This is a genomic window from Methylobacterium sp. E-045 (assembly GCF_022829685.1).
In the GTDB taxonomy this organism is placed as follows: Bacteria; Pseudomonadota; Alphaproteobacteria; order Rhizobiales; family Beijerinckiaceae; genus Methylobacterium.
The window spans coordinates 1-23,124 of sequence record NZ_JAKSYE010000064.1 but is presented as its reverse complement, the minus strand read 5'-3'; the positions used below and the strand labels follow the sequence as shown (position 1 = coordinate 23,124).

Annotated in this window: 24 protein-coding genes; 6 read left to right on the top strand and 18 right to left on the bottom strand. The window is 68.1% G+C overall.

Features of this window, described 5'->3' with window-relative positions; genetic code table 11:
- Positions 1-105: 105 nt before the first annotated feature.
- The 3 genes from rseP to MKK51_RS08750 form a co-directional block, all read right to left on the bottom strand.
- Entirely contained in the window at positions 106-1,266 is a 1,161-nt protein-coding gene (gene rseP / locus MKK51_RS08760) for an RIP metalloprotease RseP (RefSeq protein WP_243976417.1), read from the bottom strand.
- A gap of 164 nt (positions 1,267-1,430) precedes the next feature.
- On the bottom strand, positions 1,431-3,002 hold the full coding sequence (locus MKK51_RS08755) for a DHA2 family efflux MFS transporter permease subunit (protein WP_243976415.1): 1,572 nt from the start codon (positions 3,000-3,002) through the stop codon (positions 1,431-1,433).
- A 9-nt stretch (positions 3,003-3,011) separates the two neighbouring features.
- Positions 3,012-4,229 carry an HlyD family secretion protein gene (locus MKK51_RS08750; protein WP_243976413.1) on the bottom strand — a complete coding sequence of 406 codons (1,218 nt, stop codon included), beginning with the start codon at positions 4,227-4,229 and terminating at the stop codon, positions 3,012-3,014.
- A gap of 89 nt (positions 4,230-4,318) precedes the next feature.
- Here MKK51_RS08750 and MKK51_RS08745 point away from each other — a divergent pair, with 89 nt between their 5' ends.
- From MKK51_RS08745 to MKK51_RS08735, 3 genes are all read left to right on the top strand, one after another.
- Positions 4,319-5,005, top strand: a complete 687-nt coding sequence (locus MKK51_RS08745) for a TetR/AcrR family transcriptional regulator (protein ID WP_279601045.1) — start codon at positions 4,319-4,321, stop codon at positions 5,003-5,005.
- A 91-nt stretch (positions 5,006-5,096) separates the two neighbouring features.
- Complete coding sequence (locus MKK51_RS08740; protein WP_243976411.1) at positions 5,097-6,395, top strand: SDR family oxidoreductase; 1,299 nt, start codon at positions 5,097-5,099, stop codon at positions 6,393-6,395.
- Positions 6,396-6,400: 5 nt separating this feature from the next.
- Complete coding sequence (locus tag MKK51_RS08735) at positions 6,401-6,880, top strand: DUF2269 family protein (protein ID WP_243976409.1); 480 nt, start codon at positions 6,401-6,403, stop codon at positions 6,878-6,880.
- Positions 6,881-6,887: 7 nt separating this feature from the next.
- Here the strand turns inward: MKK51_RS08735 and dxr are convergent, their stop codons facing one another.
- From dxr to MKK51_RS08665, 14 genes are all read right to left on the bottom strand, one after another.
- On the bottom strand, positions 6,888-8,057 hold the full coding sequence (dxr, locus tag MKK51_RS08730) for a 1-deoxy-D-xylulose-5-phosphate reductoisomerase (protein ID WP_243976407.1): 1,170 nt from the start codon (positions 8,055-8,057) through the stop codon (positions 6,888-6,890).
- 13 nt (positions 8,058-8,070) lie between these two features.
- Complete coding sequence (locus tag MKK51_RS08725) at positions 8,071-8,937, bottom strand: phosphatidate cytidylyltransferase (RefSeq protein WP_243976405.1); 867 nt, start codon at positions 8,935-8,937, stop codon at positions 8,071-8,073.
- Positions 8,937-9,782, bottom strand: a complete 846-nt coding sequence (locus MKK51_RS08720) for an isoprenyl transferase (protein WP_243976403.1) — start codon at positions 9,780-9,782, stop codon at positions 8,937-8,939. Before MKK51_RS08720 ends, MKK51_RS08725 begins: the two co-directional genes overlap by 1 nt.
- A 49-nt stretch (positions 9,783-9,831) precedes the next feature.
- Entirely contained in the window at positions 9,832-10,395 is a 564-nt protein-coding gene (frr, locus tag MKK51_RS08715) for a ribosome recycling factor (protein WP_018045031.1), read from the bottom strand.
- 130 nt (positions 10,396-10,525) lie between these two features.
- Positions 10,526-11,248, bottom strand: coding sequence for a UMP kinase (gene pyrH / locus MKK51_RS08710; protein WP_243976401.1), 723 nt, complete (start codon positions 11,246-11,248; stop codon positions 10,526-10,528).
- A gap of 241 nt (positions 11,249-11,489) precedes the next feature.
- Positions 11,490-12,413, bottom strand: coding sequence for a translation elongation factor Ts (tsf, locus tag MKK51_RS08705; RefSeq protein ID WP_243976400.1), 924 nt, complete (start codon positions 12,411-12,413; stop codon positions 11,490-11,492).
- A 122-nt stretch (positions 12,414-12,535) separates the two neighbouring features.
- Positions 12,536-13,600 carry a 30S ribosomal protein S2 gene (locus MKK51_RS08700; RefSeq protein ID WP_243976398.1) on the bottom strand — a complete coding sequence of 355 codons (1,065 nt, stop codon included), beginning with the start codon at positions 13,598-13,600 and terminating at the stop codon, positions 12,536-12,538.
- A gap of 190 nt (positions 13,601-13,790) precedes the next feature.
- The gene (locus MKK51_RS08695) at positions 13,791-14,540 is read right to left on the bottom strand and encodes a pseudouridine synthase (RefSeq protein ID WP_243976396.1); all 750 of its coding nucleotides are present in this window, start codon (positions 14,538-14,540) and stop codon (positions 13,791-13,793) included.
- Positions 14,541-14,550: 10 nt separating this feature from the next.
- Complete coding sequence (locus MKK51_RS08690) at positions 14,551-15,474, bottom strand: class I SAM-dependent methyltransferase (protein WP_243976394.1); 924 nt, start codon at positions 15,472-15,474, stop codon at positions 14,551-14,553.
- Positions 15,475-15,833: 359 nt separating this feature from the next.
- Positions 15,834-16,763, bottom strand: coding sequence for a GTPase Era (era, locus tag MKK51_RS08685; RefSeq protein ID WP_085984279.1), 930 nt, complete (start codon positions 16,761-16,763; stop codon positions 15,834-15,836).
- 49 nt (positions 16,764-16,812) lie between these two features.
- Positions 16,813-17,625: a ribonuclease III gene (rnc, locus tag MKK51_RS08680; protein WP_243976391.1), complete on the bottom strand. Its 813-nt coding sequence runs from the start codon at positions 17,623-17,625 to the stop codon at positions 16,813-16,815.
- Between the two features lie 11 nt (positions 17,626-17,636).
- Positions 17,637-18,437: a signal peptidase I gene (lepB, locus tag MKK51_RS08675; RefSeq protein WP_027172155.1), complete on the bottom strand. Its 801-nt coding sequence runs from the start codon at positions 18,435-18,437 to the stop codon at positions 17,637-17,639.
- Positions 18,438-18,497: 60 nt separating this feature from the next.
- A complete protein-coding gene (acpS, locus tag MKK51_RS08670; RefSeq protein WP_243976389.1) occupies positions 18,498-18,965 on the bottom strand; it encodes a holo-ACP synthase in 468 nt (155 codons plus the stop codon).
- Positions 18,962-19,729, bottom strand: coding sequence for a pyridoxine 5'-phosphate synthase (locus MKK51_RS08665; RefSeq protein ID WP_243976777.1), 768 nt, complete (start codon positions 19,727-19,729; stop codon positions 18,962-18,964). Before MKK51_RS08665 ends, acpS begins: the two co-directional genes overlap by 4 nt.
- A gap of 114 nt (positions 19,730-19,843) precedes the next feature.
- Between MKK51_RS08665 and MKK51_RS08660 the strand changes: the two genes are divergently transcribed.
- The 3 genes from MKK51_RS08660 to MKK51_RS08650 all read left to right on the top strand — a co-directional run bounded on the left by MKK51_RS08660 (position 19,844) and on the right by MKK51_RS08650 (position 21,315).
- Positions 19,844-20,218 carry a PH domain-containing protein gene (locus tag MKK51_RS08660; RefSeq protein WP_243976387.1) on the top strand — a complete coding sequence of 125 codons (375 nt, stop codon included), beginning with the start codon at positions 19,844-19,846 and terminating at the stop codon, positions 20,216-20,218.
- 71 nt (positions 20,219-20,289) lie between these two features.
- Positions 20,290-20,553, top strand: a complete 264-nt coding sequence (locus tag MKK51_RS08655; protein ID WP_243976386.1) for a PepSY domain-containing protein — start codon at positions 20,290-20,292, stop codon at positions 20,551-20,553.
- Between the two features lie 96 nt (positions 20,554-20,649).
- Positions 20,650-21,315 carry an MgtC/SapB family protein gene (locus MKK51_RS08650; RefSeq protein WP_243976385.1) on the top strand — a complete coding sequence of 222 codons (666 nt, stop codon included), beginning with the start codon at positions 20,650-20,652 and terminating at the stop codon, positions 21,313-21,315.
- A gap of 4 nt (positions 21,316-21,319) precedes the next feature.
- On the opposite strand, the gene MKK51_RS08645 is transcribed toward MKK51_RS08650, so the two are convergent.
- A complete protein-coding gene (locus MKK51_RS08645; RefSeq protein ID WP_243976384.1) occupies positions 21,320-23,098 on the bottom strand; it encodes a PQQ-dependent dehydrogenase, methanol/ethanol family in 1,779 nt (592 codons plus the stop codon).
- Between the last annotated feature and the right edge of the window lie 26 nt (positions 23,099-23,124).

Genomic DNA, 23,124 nt, shown 5'->3' with positions numbered 1-23,124 from the left:
ACCGGGCGGGCTTTTCGATTATTCAACCCGATCAAAGCGTTATGGAGAAATCCACAACCGCGCGGGAGACGGGCGCCGCGCCGCGGACGAGACGTCGGCGTTCGGTCAGGAACCCCGTCCGGACCAGGACGCGCCGAGGTTCAGGATGTCGTTCCAGGCAGCGAACAGCATCAGGAACAACACCAGCGCGAGCCCGATCCGGAAGCCGATCTCCTGGGTCTTCTCGCTCAGGGGACGGCCGCGGACGGCCTCGAACGCATAGAACAGGAGGTGTCCGCCATCGAGGAGGGGAACCGGGAAAAGGTTAAGCAGGCCGATCGACACGGACAGGAGCGCCACGAGACCGATGAGGCCGCCGACACCGCCGACCTTGGCGACCTCGCCCGAAACGCGGGCGATCCCGATGGGCCCCGACAGCTGATCGGCGGATTCGCGCCCCGTCACCAGCTTGCCGAGGTAGTTCATGGTCCGGTCGACGACGAAGTAGGTCTCCGACACGCCGAGCCCGAGGGATTGGACGAGGCCGTAATGCCGAACCTGGGCGTCGGCGCCGTTCGGTCCCTTGATGCCGAGACGGCCGAGGCGATGCTTGCCGAACGGCGTGCGCTCCTCGACCGCATCGGGGATCGCGGTCAGGATCTTGGTCTCGCCGCCGCGGTCGACGGTGACGGCGAGGCTGGCGCCGGCGCTGCCGGAGACGGTGCGCTGCATGTCGAGGAAGTTCGTCACCTGCGTCCCGTCGATGGACGTGACGAGGTCGCCGGGCTGGAAGCCCGCCCGCTCGGCGGCACTCCCCGGCATCACGCCGTCGATGCGCGGCGGAAGCTCGTAGCGGCCGGACACATAGATCGCCCCGGCAAAAAGCGCGATGGCGAGAAGGAAATTGGCGATGGGTCCGGCGGCGACGATGGCCGCACGCTTGCCCAGGCTCTGGGCGGGAAAGCTTGTCGCGCGCTCTTCCGGCGTCATCCGCGCCAGGGCCGCGGGATCGGCCACGCTGGCGCCGTTGGCGTCGCCGTGGAACTTGACGTAGCCGCCGAGCGGGATCGCCGACACCTTCCAGCGGGTGCCGTGACGGTCGTTGAAGCCGAAGAGTTCGGGGCCGAAGCCGAGGGAGAAGGCGTGGACGCCGACCCCGCACCAGCGGCCGACGAGGAAGTGGCCCATCTCATGGACGAACACCACGATGCTGAGCACGATGACGAAGGGGATCACCGACCCGAAGAAGCCGGAGGCCGTCCCCCCCATCGAAGCTAGAAAGTCCATTCGTCGATCCTCAAGGCCTCGCGAGGGGCCAACACACGTCCATAGCAGATCGGATCATGGTGGAGCGAACGCAAACCGGGCGCGGCCTGCGAGATCGTCGCATGCGGCCCGACCGTCCCCGATTTCCTCGGTGGACGGTTAAGGGCCCGACTTGAGCGGCCGCTTCAATGGCCGCCGCCCGCCGGCGCGGCGGTGCGGGGCCGGCGGATCAGCGGTGTCGCGCAGGCCATGGCGAGGAACAGGAATGTCAGGACCAGGAAGACGTCGCCGAAGCTCATCACCAGCCCCTGCATCCGCACCGTGTTCATCATCGCCTTGAGGGCCATGGCGTTGCCGTCGAGGCCCAGCGCGTCGAACTGGCGCCGGGTCATGTCGAGCCGCTCCAGGACGGCGGTGCTCGTCCAGGAGAAGCGCTCGTGGAGCCGGGCGAGATGCAGGTCCCAGCGGTCGTTGAGCACGGTGTTGATGAGGGCGAGGCCCACCGCCCCGCCGAGATTGCGGGTGAGGTTGTAGAGGCCGGACGCGTTCTTCATCCGCGCGGGCGGCAATGTGCCCAGCGCGATGTTGTTGATCGGGATCATGCACAGCATCAGCGAGCAGCCGCGCAGGACCTGGGGCAGGAGGAGCTCCCAGAAATCCCAGTCCTTGGTCAGGCCCGTGACGATCCAGGTGCCGGCGGCGAAGCCGGTAAAGCCGACCCCCATGAGGATGCGCGGATCGACCTTGCCCGAGAACCGCCCGGCGATGGGTGCGGTGGCGAACATGCATAATCCCGAGACGAACATCGTCTCGCCGATCTGCAAGGCCGAGTAGCCGCGCACCCGCCCGAGATAGACCGGGTAGAGATAGGTCAGGCCGTAGAGGCCGATACCGAGCACGAAGCTGAAGATGCAGCCCGCCGCGAAGTTGCGGTCGGAAAAGGCGCGCAGGTCGACGATGGGCTCGGCCGCCGTGAGTGCGCGCCAGAAGAAGGCGACACCGCCCAGAACGCAGACGATGGCGCAGGCGAACACCGCCTCGTCCTGAAGCCAGTCGTGGTTAGGCCCCTCCTCCAGCACATATTCGAGGCAACCGAGGAAGGCGGCCATGAAGGCGAGGCCGAACCAGTCGAAGCGCTTGAACAGGTCGAGATTGGGCTCGTCGAAATCGACGAGCAGGTAGGTCGAGACGGTGACGACGATGCCCGGCACCACGTTGATGAGAAACAGCCAGTGCCAGTCGAAGGCGTCCGTGAGGTAGCCGCCCACCGTCGGGCCGATGGTGGGGGCGAGGGTCGCCACGAGCCCGATCATCGGCGAGACGACGGGGCGCTTCGAGGGCGGGAAGATCGTGAAGGCAGCGGCGAAGACGGTGGGGATCATGCCGCCGCCGATGAAGCCCTGCAGCGCCCGCCACAGGATCATCTCGTTGATCGAGGTGGAGGTGGCACACATCAGGCTCATCAGGGTGAAGCCGCCGGCCGAGACCACGAACATCCACCGGGTCGAGATCACCCGCGACAGGAAGCCGGAAAGCGGAATCGCGATGACCTCGGCGATGAGATAGCTGGTCTGGACCCAGGGAATCTCGTCGCCCGAGGCCGAGAGCCCGGCCTGGATCTCGGCCAGGGACGCCGAAACGATCTGGATGTCCAGGATCGCCATGAACATCCCGAACACCATGCAGACGAACGCCACCATGCGGCGGCGATCGAGGGGCGGCTCGGCGGCGGGTGCGAGGGCGGCGGACGCGGCCATGCTCGTCGCCTAGTGCCGGGACGCCGTGCGGACAGGCGCGGCCGCCTCGCGGGTATCGACGCGCACCGTGACGGAGAGACCCGGCCGCAGCAGCCCTTCATGGGCAACATCCGCCGGTACGTGGATCCGCACCGGCAGGCGCTGCACGATCTTGGTGAAGTTGCCGGTGGCGTTGTCGGGCGGCAGCAGGCTGAAGACGGAGCCCGAAGCCGGCGACAGGGATTCGACCTCGCCGACGATGTCCTGGCCGGGATAGGCGTCCACCGCAATGTGGACGCGCTGACCGGGATGCATCCGTTCGACCTGCGTCTCCTTGAAGTTCGCGTCGATGCGGACGCTCTCGAGGGGAACGAGGGCGGCGATGCGCGAGCCCGGCGAGACATACGCGCCCGCCTCCACCGCCTTGTTGCCGACGACACCGTCGAAGGGAGCCTGGATCACCGTGAAGGCGAGGTCGCGGTCGGCCCTGTCCTCGGCGGTCTTCAGCTCGGCCGCGAGCCCCTCCGCCTCCCGGCCCTGAGCCCGCAGAACCTCGACATTGGCCTTCATCATGGACAGGTTCGCCTCGGCGCCCTTCACCGTGGCCTCGGTGCGGTTGCGGTCGGCCAGGGCCTGCTCGATGCGGGACTTGGCGACGAAATCGACCTTCTCCAGCTGCTGCTGGCGGGCGTAATCGGCGGCGGCGCGAATGGAATCGGCCTTGGCCGCGTCGATCTGCGCGGCACTCTGGAGGATCTGTGCCTGCGCGGCCTCCACTTGCCGGCCGATGCGGGCGATGGTCGCCTGCTGCGTCAGGAGCTTGTCGTGCGCCGCTTGGGCGGCGAGGCGATAATCGCCGTCGTCCAGGCGGGCGATCACATCGCCCTTCTTCACCGCCTGCCCGTTCATCACCGGCACGGCGGCGAGATAGCCCGAAACCTTGGCAGCGAGGATCGAGATGTCGGCCTGGACATAGGCGTCGTCGGTGGAGACGAAGAAGCGGCCCACCGTCCACCATTCGTAGCCCTTGTAGCCGCCACCGGCGAGGCCGAGGACGACGAGGCTCGCCAGAACGGCCTTGCGCAGCGGACGCCGTTTCGGAGGTGATGCGACCGTTCCGGCCGGCGGCGCGACCGGTGGTCCGGCCACGACAGGGATCGCCGGCGACGTCGCCACCGGCTCGGCATCGTCGGATCGGACGGCGCCCGAGGGCGCTTCGCGGTGCCCGTCATCGTCACGCAGAGACATGATCCCGTCCCGAACAAAGAGAATTGACCGAACCGTTCGGTCATTTTCGACGTCGGATTGACCGAGACCGTCGATTGCCTCTAGGTATAATGACTGAACGGTTCGGTCAATCGAGGGGCGCGGTGGCAGTAGTCGTGGAAGGCTTGGGCGGCGAAAAGGCGAGCGTACGATCCGTGGCGGAGACGGATAAGCGCCGCCAGATCCTCGATGGTGCGCGTTCCGTCTTCATGGCGTCGGGCTTCGACGGCGCCAGCATGGGCGAGATCGCCAAGGCGGCCGGCGTCTCGAAAGGGACGCTCTACGTCTATTTTGACAGTAAGGAGGCTCTGTTCGGGGCTCTGACGCTGGAGGAGAAGCGCGGCCTCGCCGAAGCCCTGTTCCAGCTCGATGCCGACGATCCGGACGTGCGCGGGGTCCTCACCCGGCTGGGACACAGCTACCTCGTCCACATGATCCGCCCGGATCACGTGGCGATCATCCGCATGGTGATCGGCGCGACGGAGAAGTTTCCGCGATTCGGGCAGGCCTTCTACGAAGCCGGCCCGGCGCAGGGAGTGGCGCGGCTCACCGCCTATCTCGACCGTCAGGTCACCGCGGGCCGCCTGCGCCGCGCGGATACCGAACTCGCGGCCAAGCATTTCCTGCACCTGTGCCAGGCCGGGCTGCTGACGCGCCTGCTCTTCGCGGCGGGCAGTCCGGTGACGCAAGCCGAGATCGGCCCGCGCGTGAGCGAGGCCATCCGCGTGTTCTTCGCAGCCTACGGGCCCGAGGACTGACGAGTCGGCGCCTTGCGAACGGTTACGCTCGATTCAGGCAAACCGGGCAAGGGTGGCTCGAGACACGACCGGAGCGGCAGGTCACCAAGCAATGCGAATCCTGGTTCTGGGAGGCTATGGCCTCATCGGCTCGGCGGTGGTGACCCGCTGCCTCGCCGCCGGGCATGCGGTGACGGGCCTCGGGCGGGACGTCCGGTCAGCGCGACGGCGTCACCCCGATGCCGACTGGATCGAACGCGACATCGCGGGGCTCGTCGCACCGGAGGACTGGACCACGATCCTAACCGGGTTCGACGCGGTGGTGAATTGCTCGGGCGCCCTGCAGGATGGCCCGCGCGACGATGTCCGCGCCGTCCAGGCGGTCGCCATGCGTGCCCTGTTCGCATGCTGTCGGCGGTTGGACATCCGGCGTGTCGTCCAGGTCTCGGCCGCGGGGGCCTCGCACGACGCCCCCACCGAATTCATGCGCAGCAAGGCCGAGGCCGACACGGCCCTCGCCGCCCTCGATTGCGACTGGGTGATCCTGAGGCCCGGCCTCGTTCTCGCGCCCGTCTCCTACGGTGCAACCGGCCTGATCCGCGGATTGGCTTCGCTTCCGGTGGCCTGCACGGGGATGCACTCCCTGAGGCCCATCCAGACCGTCCATGTGGAGGAGGTGGCGCGGGCGGTCCTTCTCGCGGTGGAGGGAGGGATCGCCGCGCGGGCACTCTACGACCTCGTTGAGGAGCGCGGCTACACCCTGCCGGACATCGTCGCGGCCTATCGTGCCTGGCTCGGGCGTCCTCCGGCCTGGCTCGCGCTGCCGGTCCCGTCCTGGCTTCTCGGCGTCGGTTTCCGCATGGGCGATCTCGTCGGCCGCCTCGGCTGGCGGACTCCCATCCGCACCACGGCTCTGCGCCAGATCGAGGCCGGCATCGGGGGAGACCCATCCGCCTGGGAGCGGGCCGCCGGGTCGCCGCCCTCCTCCCTGTCGGAGAGCCTTCGGCGGATGCCGTCCGGTGTGCAGGAGCGCTGGTTCGGACGGTTGTGGCTCCTGAAGCCGGCGATCCTCGTCACGCTCTCGTTGTTCTGGCTGCTCTCGGGGCTGATCGCCCTGACGCATCTCGACGCCGCCATGGCGGCGATGACCGCCCACGGCATCGATGCGGCGACCGCGCGGGTCACCGTGCTCGCCGGCATCCTCGTCGACCTGGCGCTGGGGGCCGCGATCCTGGTGAGGCGCACGATGCCGCTCGCCGCCCTCGGCATGGCGGCGATGACGGGGATCTACCTCTTCTTCGGCTCGGCCATCGCCGCCGGCCTCTGGCTCGATCCCCTCGGCGCCTATCTCAAGACCCTGCCCGGAGCGATGCTGGCCCTCGTGGCCTATGCGCTGGCCGACGAGCGCTGACCTCGATGGCGTCTGTCGAGGTCCTGCGCTGGCTCCATGTCATCGGCGCGACGGTCCTGCTCGGCACCGGGGCCGGCATCGCCTTCTTCATGACCATGGCGCATCGGACGGGGCGGCCCGACCTGATCGCCCATGTGGCGGGGACGGTGGTCGTCGCCGACGCGCTCTTCACGGCGACCGCGGCCGTGATCCAGCCGGTGACGGGCTGGCTCCTGGCGCGCGCGGTGGGCTGGCCCCTCACCGAGGGGTGGATCGTCCTGTCGCTCGTCCTCTACGTCGTCATCGGCCTGTTCTGGCTGCCCGTCGTCAGGATCCAGATGATCCTGCGCGATCTCGCCAGGGCTGCGGCGGCATCCGGAACGCCCCTGCCGCCGCGCTATCACGGGCTGTACCGGATCTGGTTCGCCTGCGGGTTTCCCGCCTTCGCCGCCATGCTCGCCATTCTCTGGCTGATGACGGCGAAACCACGCTTCGCCCTGTTCTGAAGGAGCCTCAGGCGGCGGACGGCAGCGCCTTGGCGCTCCAGGCGCGGACATGGGCGTCGATGGCCAAAGCCTCGTCCACGTCGGCCGGCGCGCGGCGATACTCGGGGGCGAAATGCTCGCAGGCCCGCTCCACCAGTTCGGCGATGCCGTAGAAGCCGATCTCCCCCCGGATGAAGGCGGCCACCGCGATCTCGTTGGCGGCGTTCATCACCGTCGGCGCGGCCCTGCCCTCCGCCAGCGCGGCGCGGGCGATGCGCAGGCACGGGAAGCGCGCCTCGTCCGCCGCCTCGAAGGTGAGGCTGCCGACGGAGGCGAGGTCGAGGGAGCGTCCGAGCTCGATGGTCAAACGGTCGCCGAGGCCGAGGCAATGGGCGATGGGGACACGCATGTCCGGCATGGCGAGACCGGCCGTCACCGCGCCGTCGCGCCAGGTGATGAGGCCGTGCACAATGGATTGCGGATGCACGATCACGTCAAGACGCTCGGCCTCGATGGCGAACAGGTGATGCGCCTCGATGAGTTCGAGGCCCTTGTTCATGAGCGAGGCCGAGTCGATGTTGATCTTCATCCCCATCGACCAGGTCGGATGAGCCGCCGCCTCCGTGGGCGAGGCCGCCGCGATGCGTTCCTTCGTCCAGGTGCGGAACGGGCCGCCGGAGGCGGTGATGGTCATCTTGGTCACGTCCGAGACCCGGCCATCGCCGAGAGCCTGGGCCAGGGCGTTGTGCTCGGAATCGACGGGCAACAGCGTCGCCTTGAACCGCGCGGCGTCGCGCATGAAGGCGTCGCCGGCGCAGACGAGGCTCTCCTTGTTGGCGAGCGCCACCGTGCGGCCGAGGCGCAGGGCCGCATGGGTCGGACGCAGGCCTGCCGCGCCGCTCACCGCCGCCACGACGATGTCGGCGTCACGGGCCACGGCTTCGAGGACGGCGCCCTCCCCCGCCCCGTTGGCAATGCCGGTGCCGGAGAGCGCCTCGCGCAGGGCCGGCCCCTGGCTCTCGTCGGCGAGGGCGGCGAAGTCGGCCCCGATCTCGCGGGCGAGCTTGGCCAGCGCCGCGGCGTCGCGACCGCCGACGAGGGCGCCGATCTGGAACCGCTCCGGGTGCTGGGCCAGCAGGTCCGTGGTGGAACGACCGATGGACCCGGTGGCGCCGAGGATGGTGACGGTATGGGTCAACGGATCGATTCCTTCAGACCACGCCGAAGCGGTGTGCGATGAGATAGAGGCCGGCGAGGACGGCCACGGCGCAGAAGCCGTCGAGGCGGTCCATGACACCGCCATGGCCCGGGATCGAACGGCCCGAATCCTTCACGCCGTAATGCCGTTTCAGGGCCGATTCGGCGAGATCTCCGGCCTGGCTCAGGATGGAGGCGAGGGCGCTGGTGAGCGCGACCACGGCGAGGTTGGCGTTGGCGAGGGCGCTCCACCCCTGCGAGCGGGCCGCCATCACGAGCAGGGTGCCGGCGGCGACGCCCGCCGCGAGGCCGCCGAGGGAGCCAGACCACGTCTTCTTGGGGCTCACCGACGGCATCAGTTTCGGCCCGCCGAAGGTGCGGCCGGTGATGTAGGCGACGATGTCGGTGGACCAGACCACGGCGAACATCCAGGCCGGGCCGAAGATGCCGATGGCGGGGTCGTCGCGCAGGGCCGGGGGAACCAGGGCCAGGACGGCGGCGCCGAGGAAACCGATGACGACGCGGCCCCGAGCGTCCGAATCCCGCACGGTGACGGCGAGCGCCACGAGGGCGGCGATGGAGACCGCGAGCCAGATCGGCGGCGATGCATCCAGGCGCAGGCAGAGGCCGAGGCCGGCCAGACCCAGGGCCGAGAGCGCCACGGAGAGCCTGAGAGGCACGATCCGGCTGATCGTGATCCACTCGCCCGCGAAGACGATGCCGGCGATGAGCCAGATGGCGGCGAAGGCCCAGCCGCCGAGGAACAGCGTCGTGAGCACGATGGTCGCCAGCACGATGGCCGACGCGGTCCGGAGTTGGAACTCGCGGCCGCCGAGGAGGCCGCGCCTCGGCGCGGATGCCGCGTCGCCGGGCGAGACCATCACCCGGCCTTGCCGCTGAGGCCGCCGAAGCGGCGGTCGCGGCGATGATACTCGTCGATGGCCGCATGGAAGCAGGCGTGATCGAAATCCGGCCAGAATTCCGGCACGATGACGTATTCGGCGTAGGCCGTCTGCCATGTGAGGAAGTTCGACAGGCGCTGCTCGCCGGAGGTCCGGATGACGAGGTCCGGGTCGGGGATGCCGGTGGTATCGAGGGCCAGGGCGATGGCTTCGAGGCCGATCTCGGCCGGACTCATCCGACCGTCGGCCACGGCCTGGGCGAGGGTCCGGACCGCCCGGAGGATTTCCTGGCGGCCACCGTAATTGAAGGCGATGACCAGGGTGAGCCCGGTATTGCCGCGGGTCCGCGTCTCGGCCTCGTCGAGCAGCCCGGCGATATCGGCGCTCAGGCCCTCGCGGGCGCCGATGATCCTGACGCGGACGTTGTTGCCGTGAAGCTCGGCGAGGTCGCGCCGGACGAACAGCTTGAGCAGGCCCATGAGATCGGCGATCTCGGCGGGCGGCCGGCGCCAGTTCTCGGAGGAGAAGCTGTAGATCGTCAGATAGGAGACGCCGAGTTCGATCGCGGAGCGGACCGCGCGGCGGACGGCCTCGACGCCCCGGCGGTGCCCCTCCACGCGCGGCAGACCGCGACGCGCGGCCCAGCGGCCGTTGCCATCCATGATGATGGCCACATGGGCCGGCGCCGCCGGACGGGGCGAGGGAGACGGGCCCGATCCCGGCGTTTCGGTACCGCGCGAGGCGAGGCCGACCGCGACGCTGGCGTTCTCCCTATCCCCGGCCGCAGATACCTCGATCTGACGCGCGCCCTCTGAGCGACCCAACGCGCTTCTCCCCGTCCCTGATTCCGTCGAATCCATACCTGTCCAAAACCTAGACCTGCATGATTTCCTTTTCCTTCGAGGCGAGAACGCCGTCGATCTCGGCGATGTGCTGGTCGGTCACCTTCTGCACCTCGGTGGCCTGACGCTTCTCGTCGTCCTCGCTGATGGCGCTGTCCTTCTCGAGCTTCTTGAGATGGTCGAGCGCATCGCGGCGGACGTGGCGGACCGCGACGCGGGCCTCCTCGGTGTATTTATGGGCCACCTTGACCATTTCCTTGCGGCGCTGCTCGTTCATCTCCGGCACGCGCAAGCGGATGGTCTGGCCTTCGGTCTGGGGGTTCAGCCCGAGATCGGATTCGCGGATGGCCTTCTCGACGGCAGCGACCATGCTGCGATCCCAGACCGAGATCGACAGGAGGCGCGGCTCGGGCACGCTCACCGTGGCGACCTGGGCCATCGGCATCGACGACCCGTAGGCATCGACGTTGATCGGATCGAGAATGCTCGGAGTGGCGCGTCCGGTGCGCAGGGAGCCGAGATCCTTCGACAAGGCGCTCACGGCGCCCTGCATCCGGCGCTTGATATCGTTCAGGTCGAACTCTGGGGTCGCCATACTGTGTGTCCCGACGAGATTAGGGAGAAAGGGCGTTGGGCCGCCGGGGCCCGTGCGTGCGGCCTCAATGAACCAAAATCCGGCGCGTCGCAAATAGCGTTCACGCCCGACGGAAGGGGTGGCCGCGCCGTCAGGGCACGACGTGCGTCGATGGGGCGTTCCCGGTGAGGATCGCCGTCACCGAACTCGGGGCGTGGATCGAGCCGACGACGATGGAGATGCGGCTCTCGCGGGCGAGAGCGAAGGCGGCGGTATCCATGATCTTCAGATCGCGGGCGATGGCATCGTCATGGGTGAGGCGATCGTAGCGCACCGCCGACGGGTCCTTCTTCGGATCGGCCGAGTAGACCCCGTCCACCTGCGTCGCCTTGAGCACGGCCCCACACCGCAACTCGGCCGCGCGCAGGACGGCGGCCGTGTCGGTGGTGAAATACGGGTTGCCGGTGCCACCGGCGAGGACGACCACCTGTCCCTTGTCGAGATGATGCAGGGCCGGCTGACGCGCATAGGTCTCGCAGATGGTCGGCATCGACACGGCGGACATGGTGCGGGCGGGCACGCCGGCGGCATTGAGCGCCGTCTCGAGGGCGAGGGAATTCATCACCGTGGCGATCATGCCCAGGGAGTCGCCGGTGGCACGGTCGATCCAGCCCGCCGACGAGATGCGCGCGCCCCGGATCATGTTGCCGCCACCGACCACGAGGGCGACCTGGAAGCCGGCCTCCAGGGTCTTGGCGATATCCTCCGCCAGGGCCGCCAGGAGCGGGGGATGCAGCCAGTACCCGTCCGGGGCGGCCAGGGCCTCGCCCGATAGTTTCACGAGCACGCGGTGAAACGGTTTGGTCTCCGGCATGGCGCCAGTCCCCTCGAGCACCGGCGCAAGGCCGAACGATCCAATCGGAAGTGTGCGCTGTCTATCGCAAGGCGGTTGCGAAGGTCGAGGGGCAGGACGTCGTTCGTGCGTCATCCCCCATCATGCCCCCCATGCTGTGGAGAAACACCGCGAGGCCGTGGGACCGGAAACGCGAAACGGGCGGCGGCATCGCTGCCGCCGCCCGTCCCAGATAAAGACCCGTCTCGGATCGAAGGCGGCGTCAGCCGCGGGCGGCGGCCGCGACTTCGGTGGCGAAATCGGGAGCCTCTTCCTTCTCGATGCCCTCGCCGAGGGCGTAGCGCACGAAGGCCGTGAGCTTGACCGGCGCGCCGGCCTTGCCTTCGGCTTCCTTCAGCACCTGCGTGATCGTCTTGGAGCCGTCATGGACGAAGGGCTGCTCCAGGAGGGTGACCTCCTTGTAGTAGCTCTTCAGGCCGCTCTCGACGATCTTGGCGAGGACGTGGTCCGGCTTGCCGGCGTTCTTCTCGCGCAGGATGTTGCTCTCGCGCTCCAGCACGGCCTGATCGACGCCGGCGGCGTCCAGGGCCACAGGGTTGGTGGCCGCGACGTGCATGGCGATCTGACGGCCGAGGGTGGAAAGAACGTCCACGTCGCCCTCGGATTCCAGAGCCACCAGCACGCCGATCTTGCCGAGGCCGTCGGCGACCTGGGCATGGACGTAAGAGGCGATCACGCCCTTGGTCACGTCGAGCTTGGCGACGCGGCGCAGGGTCATGTTCTCGCCGATGGTGGCGATGAGGCTGGAGAGCGTCTCCTTCACCGTGGTGGAGCCGCCGGGGAAGTGAGCCGACTCGAGACCTTCCAGCGAGCCGTCGGTGTCGAGGGCGAGCTTGGCGGCCTCGCGGGCGAAGCCCTGGAAGCTGTCGTTGCGGGCGACGAAGTCGGTCTCGGAATTCACCTCGACGATGGCGGCGTGATGGCCCGACGATTCGACGGCCACGAGGCCCTCGGCGGCGACGCGGCCGGCCTTCTTGGCGGCCTTAGCGAGGCCCTTCTTGCGCAGCCAGTCGACCGCGGCTTCGATGTCGCCGTCCGTCTCGTTGAGTGCGCCCTTGCAGTCCATCATGCCCGCGCCGGTCTTTTCGCGGAGCTCTTTCACCAGTGCGGCGGTGATGTTGGCCATGGCGAGTCCTCTCTTCGGGTCTGTCTCAAATGATAAAGGAGCCCGACGCTAGGGTGAGCGCCGGGCTTCGTGAATGGTTTCGACGTCAGCGGCGGCAGCCCGTTACCGGGATGCCCGCGCGATCAGGCGGCGGCAGCGGCCTCGGCGAAGCCACGGGCCTGATCGACCCAGCCGTCGCGGCTGATGCGGCCGTTGAGCTTCAGGTCGGCATCGACCTTGGCGACTTCCGCGTCGGTCATCGCGGCGATCTGCCAGTAATGGTAGACGCCGGCATCGTTGAGCTTCTGCACGATCTGCGGGCCGGCGCCGTGGAGCTTGGACAGGTCGTCCGGAGCGCCGCGGGGAGCGGAGAGCAGTTCGAAATGCTCGGTGGACTCGACGAGGGCGGCCACGTCGGCCGGATCGAGAGCACCGGACTCCACCGAGATGGCGGCCTCTTCCTGGGGGAGCTCTTCGGCGACGGGAGCCTCGGAGGCGCCGAGATCGATGCCGCTGGAGCCCTGGCCGCGGGAGATGCCGTCGATGGCGGCGCGGGCGATGAGGTCGCAATAGAGCGAGATCGCGCGGCCGGCATCGTCGTTGGCGGGGACGACGTAGGTGATGCCGTCGGGGTTGCAGTTGGTGTCGACGATGGCCGCCACCGGGATCCCGAGGCGCTGGGCCTCCTTGATCGCGAGCTGCTCCTTGTTGGTGTCGATCACGAACAGCAGGTCCGGCACGCCGCCCATGTCCTTGATGCCGCCCAGCGCCTTCTCGAGCTTGTCCTTCTCACGGGACAGCATCAGGCGCTCCTTCTTGGTGAGGCCCTGGCCACCACCTTCGAGGGTCTCGTCGACCTTGCGCAGACGGGCGATCGAGCCCGAAATGGTCTTCCAGTTGGTCAGCATGCCGCCGAGCCAGCGGGAATTGACGTAGTACTGGGCCGAACGCTTGGCGGCTTCCGCGATCGTGTCGGCGGCCTGACGCTTGGTGCCGACGAACAGCACGCGGCCGCCCTTGGCGACGGTGTCGCTCACGGCCTGCAGGGCCTGGTGAAGGGCCGGCACGGTCTGGGCTAGATCGATGATGTGGATGTTGTTGCGGGTACCGAAGATGTAGGTCTGCATCTTCGGGTTCCAGCGGTGGGACTGGTGTCCGAAATGGGCGCCCGCTTCGAGGAGCTGACGCATCGTGAAATCAACGGCCATGATCTTCTTTCTCTTCCGGTTGATGCCGCCGCGGAGGAAGCGACCGCCCCCCGAAAGGAACGATCACCGGAAACGCCTCATTCAGGCATGAGGCCGGCTCCGCGTGTGGAATGGGCGGGGCCTTAGCAGAGGATATCCGCCGAGGCAAGATGACGGGAGTTCAGTCGCCCGTGCGGCGCTCCTCGGTCGGTCAGGCCACCGACGGCGCATCCAGGACGGCGCGAAGATCGGCCTCGGTGAGGATGCGGTACGCGCCGGCGTCCAGGTCGTCCGGCAGGGTCAGGCCGCCGATCCGGTCGCGATGCAGGGCGGTGACGTGATTGCCCAGTGCCGCGAACATGCGGCGGACCTGATGGTAGCGGCCCTCATGCAGGGTCACGACCACATGGGTCTCGTCCTCGACCTCCATCTCCACCGGCAGGAGCGGCTTGTCCTCGCCGTCGAGCAGCATGGCTCCGCTGCCCAGCACCATGCCCTCGTCGCCCTTGAGCGGACGGTCGAGGGCCACTCGGTAGCGCTTGGCCACGTTCGATTTCGGCGAGATCACCTTGTGGAGGAGCGCCCCGTCATCGGTGAGGAGAAGCAGGCCGGAAGTCTCCTTGTCGAGGCGGCCGATGGTGGACAGGGCCGGGTCGCGCCGACGCCACCGCTCCGGCAGCAGGCCGTAGACCAGGGGGCCGGCCTCCTTGTGGGAGCAGGTCACGCCCAACGGCTTGTGCAGCATCAGCGCGAGGCCGGGCGGCGGATCGAGGGGTTCGCCGTCGACGACCATGCGCCCGGACAGGTCGGGCGTCACGGCGATACGCTGGTCAGCATCGCGCAGGGGCGCCCCGTCGAGGACGATGAGACCGGCCTTGGCGAGAAGACCGATCTCCCGGCGCGAGCCGTAGCCGAGATTCGCCAGCAGGCGATCGAGCCTGAGGCTCGGGCTCTTGCTCACGGAGCCGCGCTCACTTGCGGGCTTCGTAGATCTTGTAGCCGCCGGCCGAGGCTTTCAGCGTGACGGCCTTGAAGGCGGCCTTCAGGGGCGCCTCGTAGGGCAGGTGCGCGTTGGCGGTGAGCCAGAGCGTGCCGCCGGGCCTCAAGGTCTCGGCGGCGCGGCGGATGAAGGCCTCGCCGAGGAAGCGATCCTCGATCCCGCCATCGTGGAAGGGCGGGTTCATCACCACGAAGTCGAGGCGCTCCAGGGCAACGTCGGCGGAGCGGATGTCGGCCCAGCGGATATCGGCGCGGGGATCGCCCACGTTGCGGCGGGCCATTTCCACGGCGCGCCGGTCGATATCGATCAGGGTCAGCGCGGTGACCCCTTGCGAGGCGAGGACGGCACGGGCGAGAACCCCGATGCCGCAGCCGAAATCGGCGCCCCGGCCGGACAGAGCCGGAAGGTTGGCCAGGAGCAGCGCGGTGCCCGGATCGAGCCGGTCCCAGGAAAAGACGCCGGGCTGCGTGCATAAGGCGAGGTTGTCGATATGGCGGGGGGCGCCTTCCTGGATCACCTCGTCGAGATCGATGATCGCGGCGGGCCGGGCGACATCGCAGATCCTGTGATGCCGCTTGGCGGTCTCGGCCGGCTCGCAGCCGAACTCCTTCAACTCGCGACCGAGGCGGGCGCCGCCCTTGTCCTTCGGCGCCAGGGCGCGCAGGCGACCGCCCGGACGCAGGGCGCGCAGCGAGAGGGACAGGGCGTAGCGCCGCTCGATCGTCCCCGCCGGAGCCAGCATGGTCACGCTCTCGAGACTGCCCTCGGCAATGTCCTCGAGCCGGACCGATCCGGGGATCAGCGGCGAGAGTTGAGCCGCCCCTGCGGACACGTCGGCGAGTTCGGGGGGAGGTGAACCATAGACGGCATCCGGGACGGAGGGAGAAGGCATCATTGATGGATCCGGCGCGACAGCACGCGCGCCTCGAGAGTCGGGCGTCGGGGGGAAGGATATTGGGCGCCACGACTCGGAAACGAGTCCGGCTTCGCGATTGGTAGCCGGCGATGGCCGCGTTGGAAAGGTTATCTTCGCCGCATCCGCTAAATTCGCAAAATCGAGCGAATCGGTTGGCAACACCGTGTCAAGTCATTGCCAAGCTCTTCTGTACGGAATCGTTCAAAGCACGCCGCTCAATTGCAACCACGCCTCGAGAAGCATGCCATTCCGCGAGCGATACTGTGGTTTATGCGGCAGCGCAGCACGAAACGAGCGTCCGATACCTCGAATCATGCTGTGCCACATTGGGCCTGTCGTCATCCGCGCGGGAATTCGAGACCCATCTCGCGATAGCGCGCCGGGTCATCGGCCCAGTTCTCGCGCACCTTGACGTGCAGGAACAGGTGGACGGGCTGATCGGCCGCCTCGGCGATCTCGCGCCGCGCCGCCTGCCCGATCGCCTTGATGGTCTGGCCGCCCTTGCCGAGAACGATGGAACGCTGGCTCTCCCGCTCCACGAAGATCGTCTGCTCGATCCGGACCGAGCCGTCGGTCTTCGCCACCCACTGGTCGGTCTCCACGGTGGAGCGGTAGGGCAGTTCCTCGTGGAGCCGGTCGTAGAGCTTCTCGCGGGTGATCTCGGCGGCAAGCATGCGCAGCGGCGCGTCCGAGACCTGGTCCTCCGGGTAGAGCCAGGGGCCGGGCTGCATCATCCCGGCCAGGGTCTTCCGGAGCGTATCGATGCCGTCGCCGTTGAGGGCGGAGATCATGAAGGTATGGGCGAAGGCGATGCGCTCGTTGAGCGAGGCGGCCAGGGCCAGCAGGCGGTCGCGCGGGATCAGGTCGATCTTGTTGAGGATCAGGGCCTTGGGGCGGCGCACCTCGGGCAGGCGGGCGAGGATCGCCTCGACCTCCTCGGTGACGCCCTTGCGGGCATCGACCAACAGGCAGATCGCGTCGGCATCGGCGGCGCCGCTCCAGGCGGAATGCACCATCGCCCGGTCGAGGCGGCGCTTGGGCGCGAAGATGCCGGGCGTATCCACCAAGATGATCTGGGCGCTCCCCTCCATGACGATGCCGCGCACCAGGGCCCGCGTCGTCTGGACCTTGCGCGAGACGATGGAGACCTTGGTGCCCACGAGGCTGTTGAGCAGGGTCGACTTGCCGGCATTGGGCACGCCGATCAGGGCGACGAACCCGGCGCTCGAATCCGCCGGGATGACCGGCAGAGGCTTGATCTCGGGCATCGGGGCCTGTCGGGGCAGGTCGTCCTCGTCGTCGAAGTCGTTGTGGTCGTCAGGCATCGGAGTTGCTCTCTTCACCGACGTCCGCCGACGTCTCCATTCCGTTGAGGGGGGGCGCGCCTGCCTGCCGGCTCACGCCGTGAACCTCGCGGTCGAGGACGAGGCGGGCGGCCTCCTGCTCGGCGAGGCGTTTCGAAGGACCGGTGCCGTATCCGGGCTCCAGTCCCTCCACCCGCGCGGCGATCCGGAAGACGGGAGCATGATCCGGGCCGGACCGTTCCACCACCTCGTAGACCGGGATCGGCAGGGCGCGGCCCATCGCCCATTCCTGCAGGGCGGATTTCGCATCGCGGCCACGGGGGGCCGCCGTGTCGGTTCCGGGGGCGAAGGCCGCGGCGACGATGGCTTTGGCCGCCTCGTATCCGGCATCGAGGAAGACCGCACCGAGGATCGATTCGCAGGCATCGGCCAGGATCGTCTGGTTGCGGCGGCCGCCGCTCTGGACTTCGCCCGGGCCGAGGGCGAGATGCGGTCCCACATCCCAGGCCGTCGCCACCGCGGCGCAGGTCTCCCGGCGCACCAGCCCGGCGAGACGCCGCGACAGGTCGCCCTCATCCGCCTGAGGAAAAGCCTCGTAGAGGAGATCGGCAATGGCGAGGCCGAGCACCCGGTCCCCGAGGAATTCGAGGCGCTGGTAGCTGCCCAGCCGTCCGCCGCCGCCGGCCTTGCTGACATGGGTCAGGGCCAGGGACAGCAGGGCCCGGTCGGCGAAGACGTGGCCGATCCGCTCCTCGAGCACGTTCAGGCCGGGCTTCGGTCGCGGTGCGCGACGCGCCCGGCTGGAAGGACGTGCCTCCTCACCCACGGTCCATCGTCCTAATGGATGCTGCTGAAGATGCGGCCCCACCGCACCTTCGTCGGCCATTGCCAAATCTGCCAGGCGGGCGTGCCTTCGTCGATGGAGAAGAAGATCATTTCGGCGCGGCCGACGAAATTCTCGAACGGGACGAAGCCGACATTGGCGAGATCGCGCGAATCGGTGGAATTGTCGCGGTTGTCGCCCATCATGAAGTAACGGCCGGGCGGCACGAGGTAGGGTTCGGTATTGTCCCAGTATCCGTTGTCGCCCTCGCGTTCGATCACCTGATGCACCACGCCGTTGGGCAGGGTCTCGGTATATTGCTCGACCTTCGTCTCCTCGCCGTACGGACCGGTGGTCTCGTAGGGGGCGATGCGCTCGCGCTTCACCGCCACGTCGTTGATGTAGAGGATGCCGGCCTTCATCTGGATCTTGTCGCCGGGCAGGCCGATGACGCGCTTGATGTAGTCGGTGGCGTTGTCCTTCGGCAGCTTGAACACGGCGATGTCGCCACGCTTCGGCTCCGCCGCCCAGATCCGACCATCGGCCTTGAAGGGCAGGTACTCGCTCAAGGGCAGCGAGTACTTGGAATAGCCATAGGAGTACTTTGAGACGAACAGGTAATCGCCCACCAGCAGCGTCGGCACCAGCGATCCGGACGGGATGTTGAAGGGCTGGAAGAGCAGCGTGCGCACCACGAGGGCGATCAGCAGCGCCTGGACGCCGACCTTGACCGTCTCCTTGATGCTCGCCCAGGCGCCGGTATCGGCCGCCCTCAGGTCTCGCTTCGTCTGGTGATCCACGCGCGCTCGTTCCATCTGTCTGCAATCTCCGGCTCGACGCGCGAACCCGATCGACTGTCGGTGATGACCGGCGGTCTAGACCATGCCGTCTTGAGCCGCAACGCGAGGGGTGGCCGGCTTCGCATCCGCCATCGGGGACGGCAAGGAGGAGGGCACGGCCTCGATGATCACGAATGCTTGCGCCATGGGCGGATCGTCGGTGAGCGTCACGTGGATCTTCGCGCTGTGCCCGGCGGGAATCATCGCCCGCAGGCGCTCGGCGGCGCCGCCGGTGAGATGCAGGCTCGGCGCCCCGCTGGCCGCGCTCACCACTTCCATGTCGCGCCAGAAGACGCCGTGGCTCATGCCGGTGCCCAGCGCCTTGGCGCAGGCCTCCTTGGCGGCGAACCGTCTCGCATAGGAGGGGGCACGCGCGGCGCGGCCGTCCGACCGCGCACGCTCGCCATCGGTATAGATCCGGTGGGTGAAGCGCTCGCCGTAGCGCTCCAGGGACCGTTCGATCCGGCGTATGTCGCAGAGGTCCGAGCCGATGCCGACGATCATGCTGCGACCTCCATCCGGGCTCGATCCATCGCGGCGCGCATGTCGCGGATCGCCTGACCGAGGCCCCAGAAGATCGCCTCGCCGATGAGCGAATGGCCGATATTGAGCTCGGCGAGTTGCGGCAGGGCCGCCACCGGCCCGACGCTGTCGAGGGCGAGACCGTGACCCGCATGGACTTCGAGGCCGATCCGCGAGCCGTAGGCGGCGGCCCGCGCGATGCGGCCGAGTTCATGCGCAACCCGGGCGCCGTCGCCCTCCGCCACGGCCTCGCAATAGCTCCCCGTGTGGAGTTCGACCACGGGCGCTTCGAGGCGGAGAGCCGCGTCCATCACCGCCTCGTCGGGCTCGACGAACAGAGAGACGCGGATGCCGGCGGCCGACAAGGCGGCGATCCGGGGCGCGAGATGGGTTGCCTGTCCGACGATGTCGAGGCCGCCCTCGGTGGTGCGCTCTTCGCGCTTCTCGGGAACGAGACAGGAGGCGTGCGGCCGGAGACGCGTCGCGATCCCCACCATCTCGTCGGTGGCCGCCATCTCGAAATTGAGCGGCACGGAGAGTCGCGCCATCAAGGCCTCGATATCCGCGTCGCGGATATGGCGGCGGTCCTCGCGCAGATGCGCGGTGATGCCATCCGCCCCGGCCTCCACCGCGAGCAGTGCAGCCGCGACTGGATCGGGATGGATGCCGCCACGGGCGTTCCGCACGGTGGCGACGTGGTCGATATTCACCCCGAGGCGCAGGGGAACGGGGGGGCTGGCGGACATCATGCGGCTCCGGACGGCAGGCGAGTCCCGCAAAAAGGACGACCGGCAGAGGATGTGCCGGGCCGGCTCGTCCCTAGATAGGGGCACGGCGGCATTTTCGGGATAGGCGGCGCAATGGGAATTCTCGACGGCCTGTTCGGCCATGGCAGCGACCTCTCTCCGCAGGAGGTACATGAGGCGCTCGGCGGCGTTCTCACCCAGGGCGAGGCGGTGCAGGTCGCCTTCCGGGTGATCCGCGACCTCATCGTCTTCACCGACCGGCGGCTGATCCTCGTGGACAAGCAGGGCGTGACCGGGCGCAAGGTCGCCTACATGACCGTGCCCTACCGCGCGATCACCTGCTTCTCGGTGGAGACCGCCGGCAGTTTCGATTTCGATTCGGAACTGGCGATCTGGGTTTCCGGACGACCCGAGCCGATCAGGAAGACGTTGAAACGCGGCGCCGACATCCTCGGCATCCAGCAGGCGATCGCCGCTTCGCTGAGGTGAGTCTCCTCCGGAACCGGGGAACCGGAGCGGATATTTGCCCTTAGACGGCAAAAGAAACCCCGGAGGAATTCATGAAGACCTTGAGACCCGCGCTCCTCGCGCTTCTCCTCACCGCCGGGTCCGCCGGCATCGCGCTCGCCGACAAGCCGGGTGCGGATTGGATGCCGGCCGAGCAGGTCAAGCAAAAGCTGATGGCCGCCGGCTATACCGACATCACCGAGTTCGAGGCGGATGACGGCCACTGGGAAGGCGAGGGCATGAAGAACGGCGTGAAGATGGAATTCCACGCCGATCCGAAGACCGGCGCGATCCTCTCCGAGAAGCCCGACAAATAGGTCGGGCGAACAGCCAAATGGGTCCGGTGACAGGATTGTCGCCGTCCCCGTCTCTGCTTAGGACCGGCCGACAAGGTTGGAGCGAGTAGAGAACGCGTGATCGGCAATCTCGAGATCCTGGGTCGGCTCCTCCTCGCGGCGCTGCTCGGCAGCGCCGTGGGCTTCGAGCGTGAGCGCCTCGTCTGGGCGGCGGGCATGCGGACGCATATGCTCGTCTGCGTCGGCTCCTGCCTGATCGTTATCGTCTCGGCCTTCGGCTTTTCGGATATTCTCGGTACGCCCAACGTCGCCCTCGACCCGTCGCGCATGGCGGCGCAGGTTGTGTCTGGCATCGGCTTCCTCGGCGCCGGCACGATCATGCTGCGCGGGGAAATGGTGAAGGGCCTCACCACGGCGGCGGGGTTGTGGGCCGTGGCCGCCATCGGCCTGGCTGCGGGAACGGGCCTCTACGTGGCGGCGATCGCGACCACCGTGATCGTTCTCCTGATCCTCGCCGGAATGAAGCCGTTGGAGAAGCGCTACCGTGAGCGCACGCAGACACGGACGCTCACCATCACGGCCAGACGCGGTGCGATCACCATCGAGCACCTGCGGGCGATGTCCGGCTCCTTCGCCTCCCGCCTCGTCCAGTTCGTGGCGCAGCCGACCGAGGAGGACGGCATCGATACGATCGACGTGTCCTATGTCCACATCCCGGAGAAGAGCTTCGACGAGATCGTAGCCGCCCTCCGCGCCCGCGAGGGCGTGACGAGCGTCTCCTGAGGCATCAGTCCCGGGTTTCAGGAAGGGCGAAGACCGTGAGTTGCCCGCCGAGCGCCGTGTAGCGCGACAGGCCGGCGTAACCGCCCACCGCGCCGGCCCCGTCCGCCGGATCCGTGAGACCGGCGGCGAGCCCGATTCCCGCCCAGCCGCCGACGCCGGACAGCACGGCCACGTATTGCCTGCCGCGATGGAGGTAGGTCGTCACGTTGCCGATGATGCCCGAGGGCGTCTTGAACCGGTAGAGTTCGCGGCCCGTCCGTGCGTCGACGGCCTTCAGGTAGCCTTCCAGCGTGCCGTAGAAGACCACGTTCCCGGCCGTGGCGAGGGCGCCGGACCAGACCGAGAACGGCTCGGTGTTCGACCAGACGACCTTACCGGCGACGCCGTCCCAGGCGATGAACCGACCCGTCTCGGGACCGTCCTCGGCCGGTTGCAGGGTCACCGTGGCGCCGACGAAGGGGATGCCGGGGGTGTAGGTGACGTGGAACGGTTCGTAGCTCATGCAGATGTGGTTGGTCGGCACATAGAACAGCCGCGTGACAGGAGAATACGCCGCGGGTTGCTCGTTCTTGGCGCCGATGGCGCCGGGGCAGATGCCGGTCGTGGTCTCGTCCTCCCCCGTGGTGTCGGGCGAACGGCGCGGATCGACCAAGGGGCGCCCGTAACGGCCGGAGGCCGTGTCCATGTCGATTCCGGTGGCCCAGTTCACCGCCGGATCGAATTTTTCCGCCACCAGCAGCTCGCCGGTGCTCCGGTCCAACGTGTAGCCGAAACCGTTTCGGTCGAAATGGGTGAGAAGCGGACGCGTGCGTCCGTCGATCGTCTGATCCGTGAGGATCATCTCGTTGACGCCGTCGTAGTCCCACTCGTCGTGGGGCGTCATCTGGTAGACCCATCGCATCATGCCGGTATCGGGGTTGCGGGCGACGATCGCCGTCGTCCACTTGTTGTCGCCGGGACGCTGCTTCGGATTCCAGGTCGAGGGATTGGCTGTGCCGTAATAGATGAGGTCGAGCTCAGGGTCGTAGGAGTACCAGCCCCAGGTTGCCCCGCCGCCGGTCTTCCACTGGTCGCCGTCCCAGCTCGCGAGGGACGAATTCTCACCGATGGGCCGGCCGAGGGAGGTGGTCTTCTGCGGGTCGACGATCATGTCCGCGTCCGGCCCCGTCGAATAGCCGCGCCAGAGCCGTGTCCCGGTCCTGGCATCGTAGGCGGTGATATGCCCGCGGGCTCCGTACTCGGCTCCCGAGATGCCGACGATGATCTTGTCCTTCACCGGCATCACGGTGGCGGTGTTGGTCTCGCCGACCGCCGGATCGCCGTTCTTGACCGACCAGTTCACCCGGCCGGTCCTGGCATCGAGGGACACCAGGGTGGTGTCGGCCTGGTGCAGGATGATGGCGCCGTCGGCATAGGCGAGACCACGGTTGACCGTGTCACAGCACATCACCGGGATGACGCTCGGGTCCTGCTTGGGCTCGTACTTCCAGACGATCACGCCGTCCTTGTCGAGGTCGAGGGTGTAGAAGAGTGTCGGGAAGAGGGTGGGGACGTAGATCATGGTGCCGGCGACGGGGGGCGAACCCTCGTGGCCGCGCAGGACGCCGGTCGAGAACGTCCAGGCCACCTGCAGCTGCTTCACGCTGCCGGCGTTGATCTGGTCGAGCTTCGAATAGCGCGTGTTGGCGTACTCGACCGTCTGGAGCACCGGCTCGTCGGCGAGAACCGGGCCGGACGCGTAGAGACAGAACAGGAGGGCGGCGGCTCGGTTTCTGCCTGACATCGGCGATCCTCCAACGTGGTGCGCGC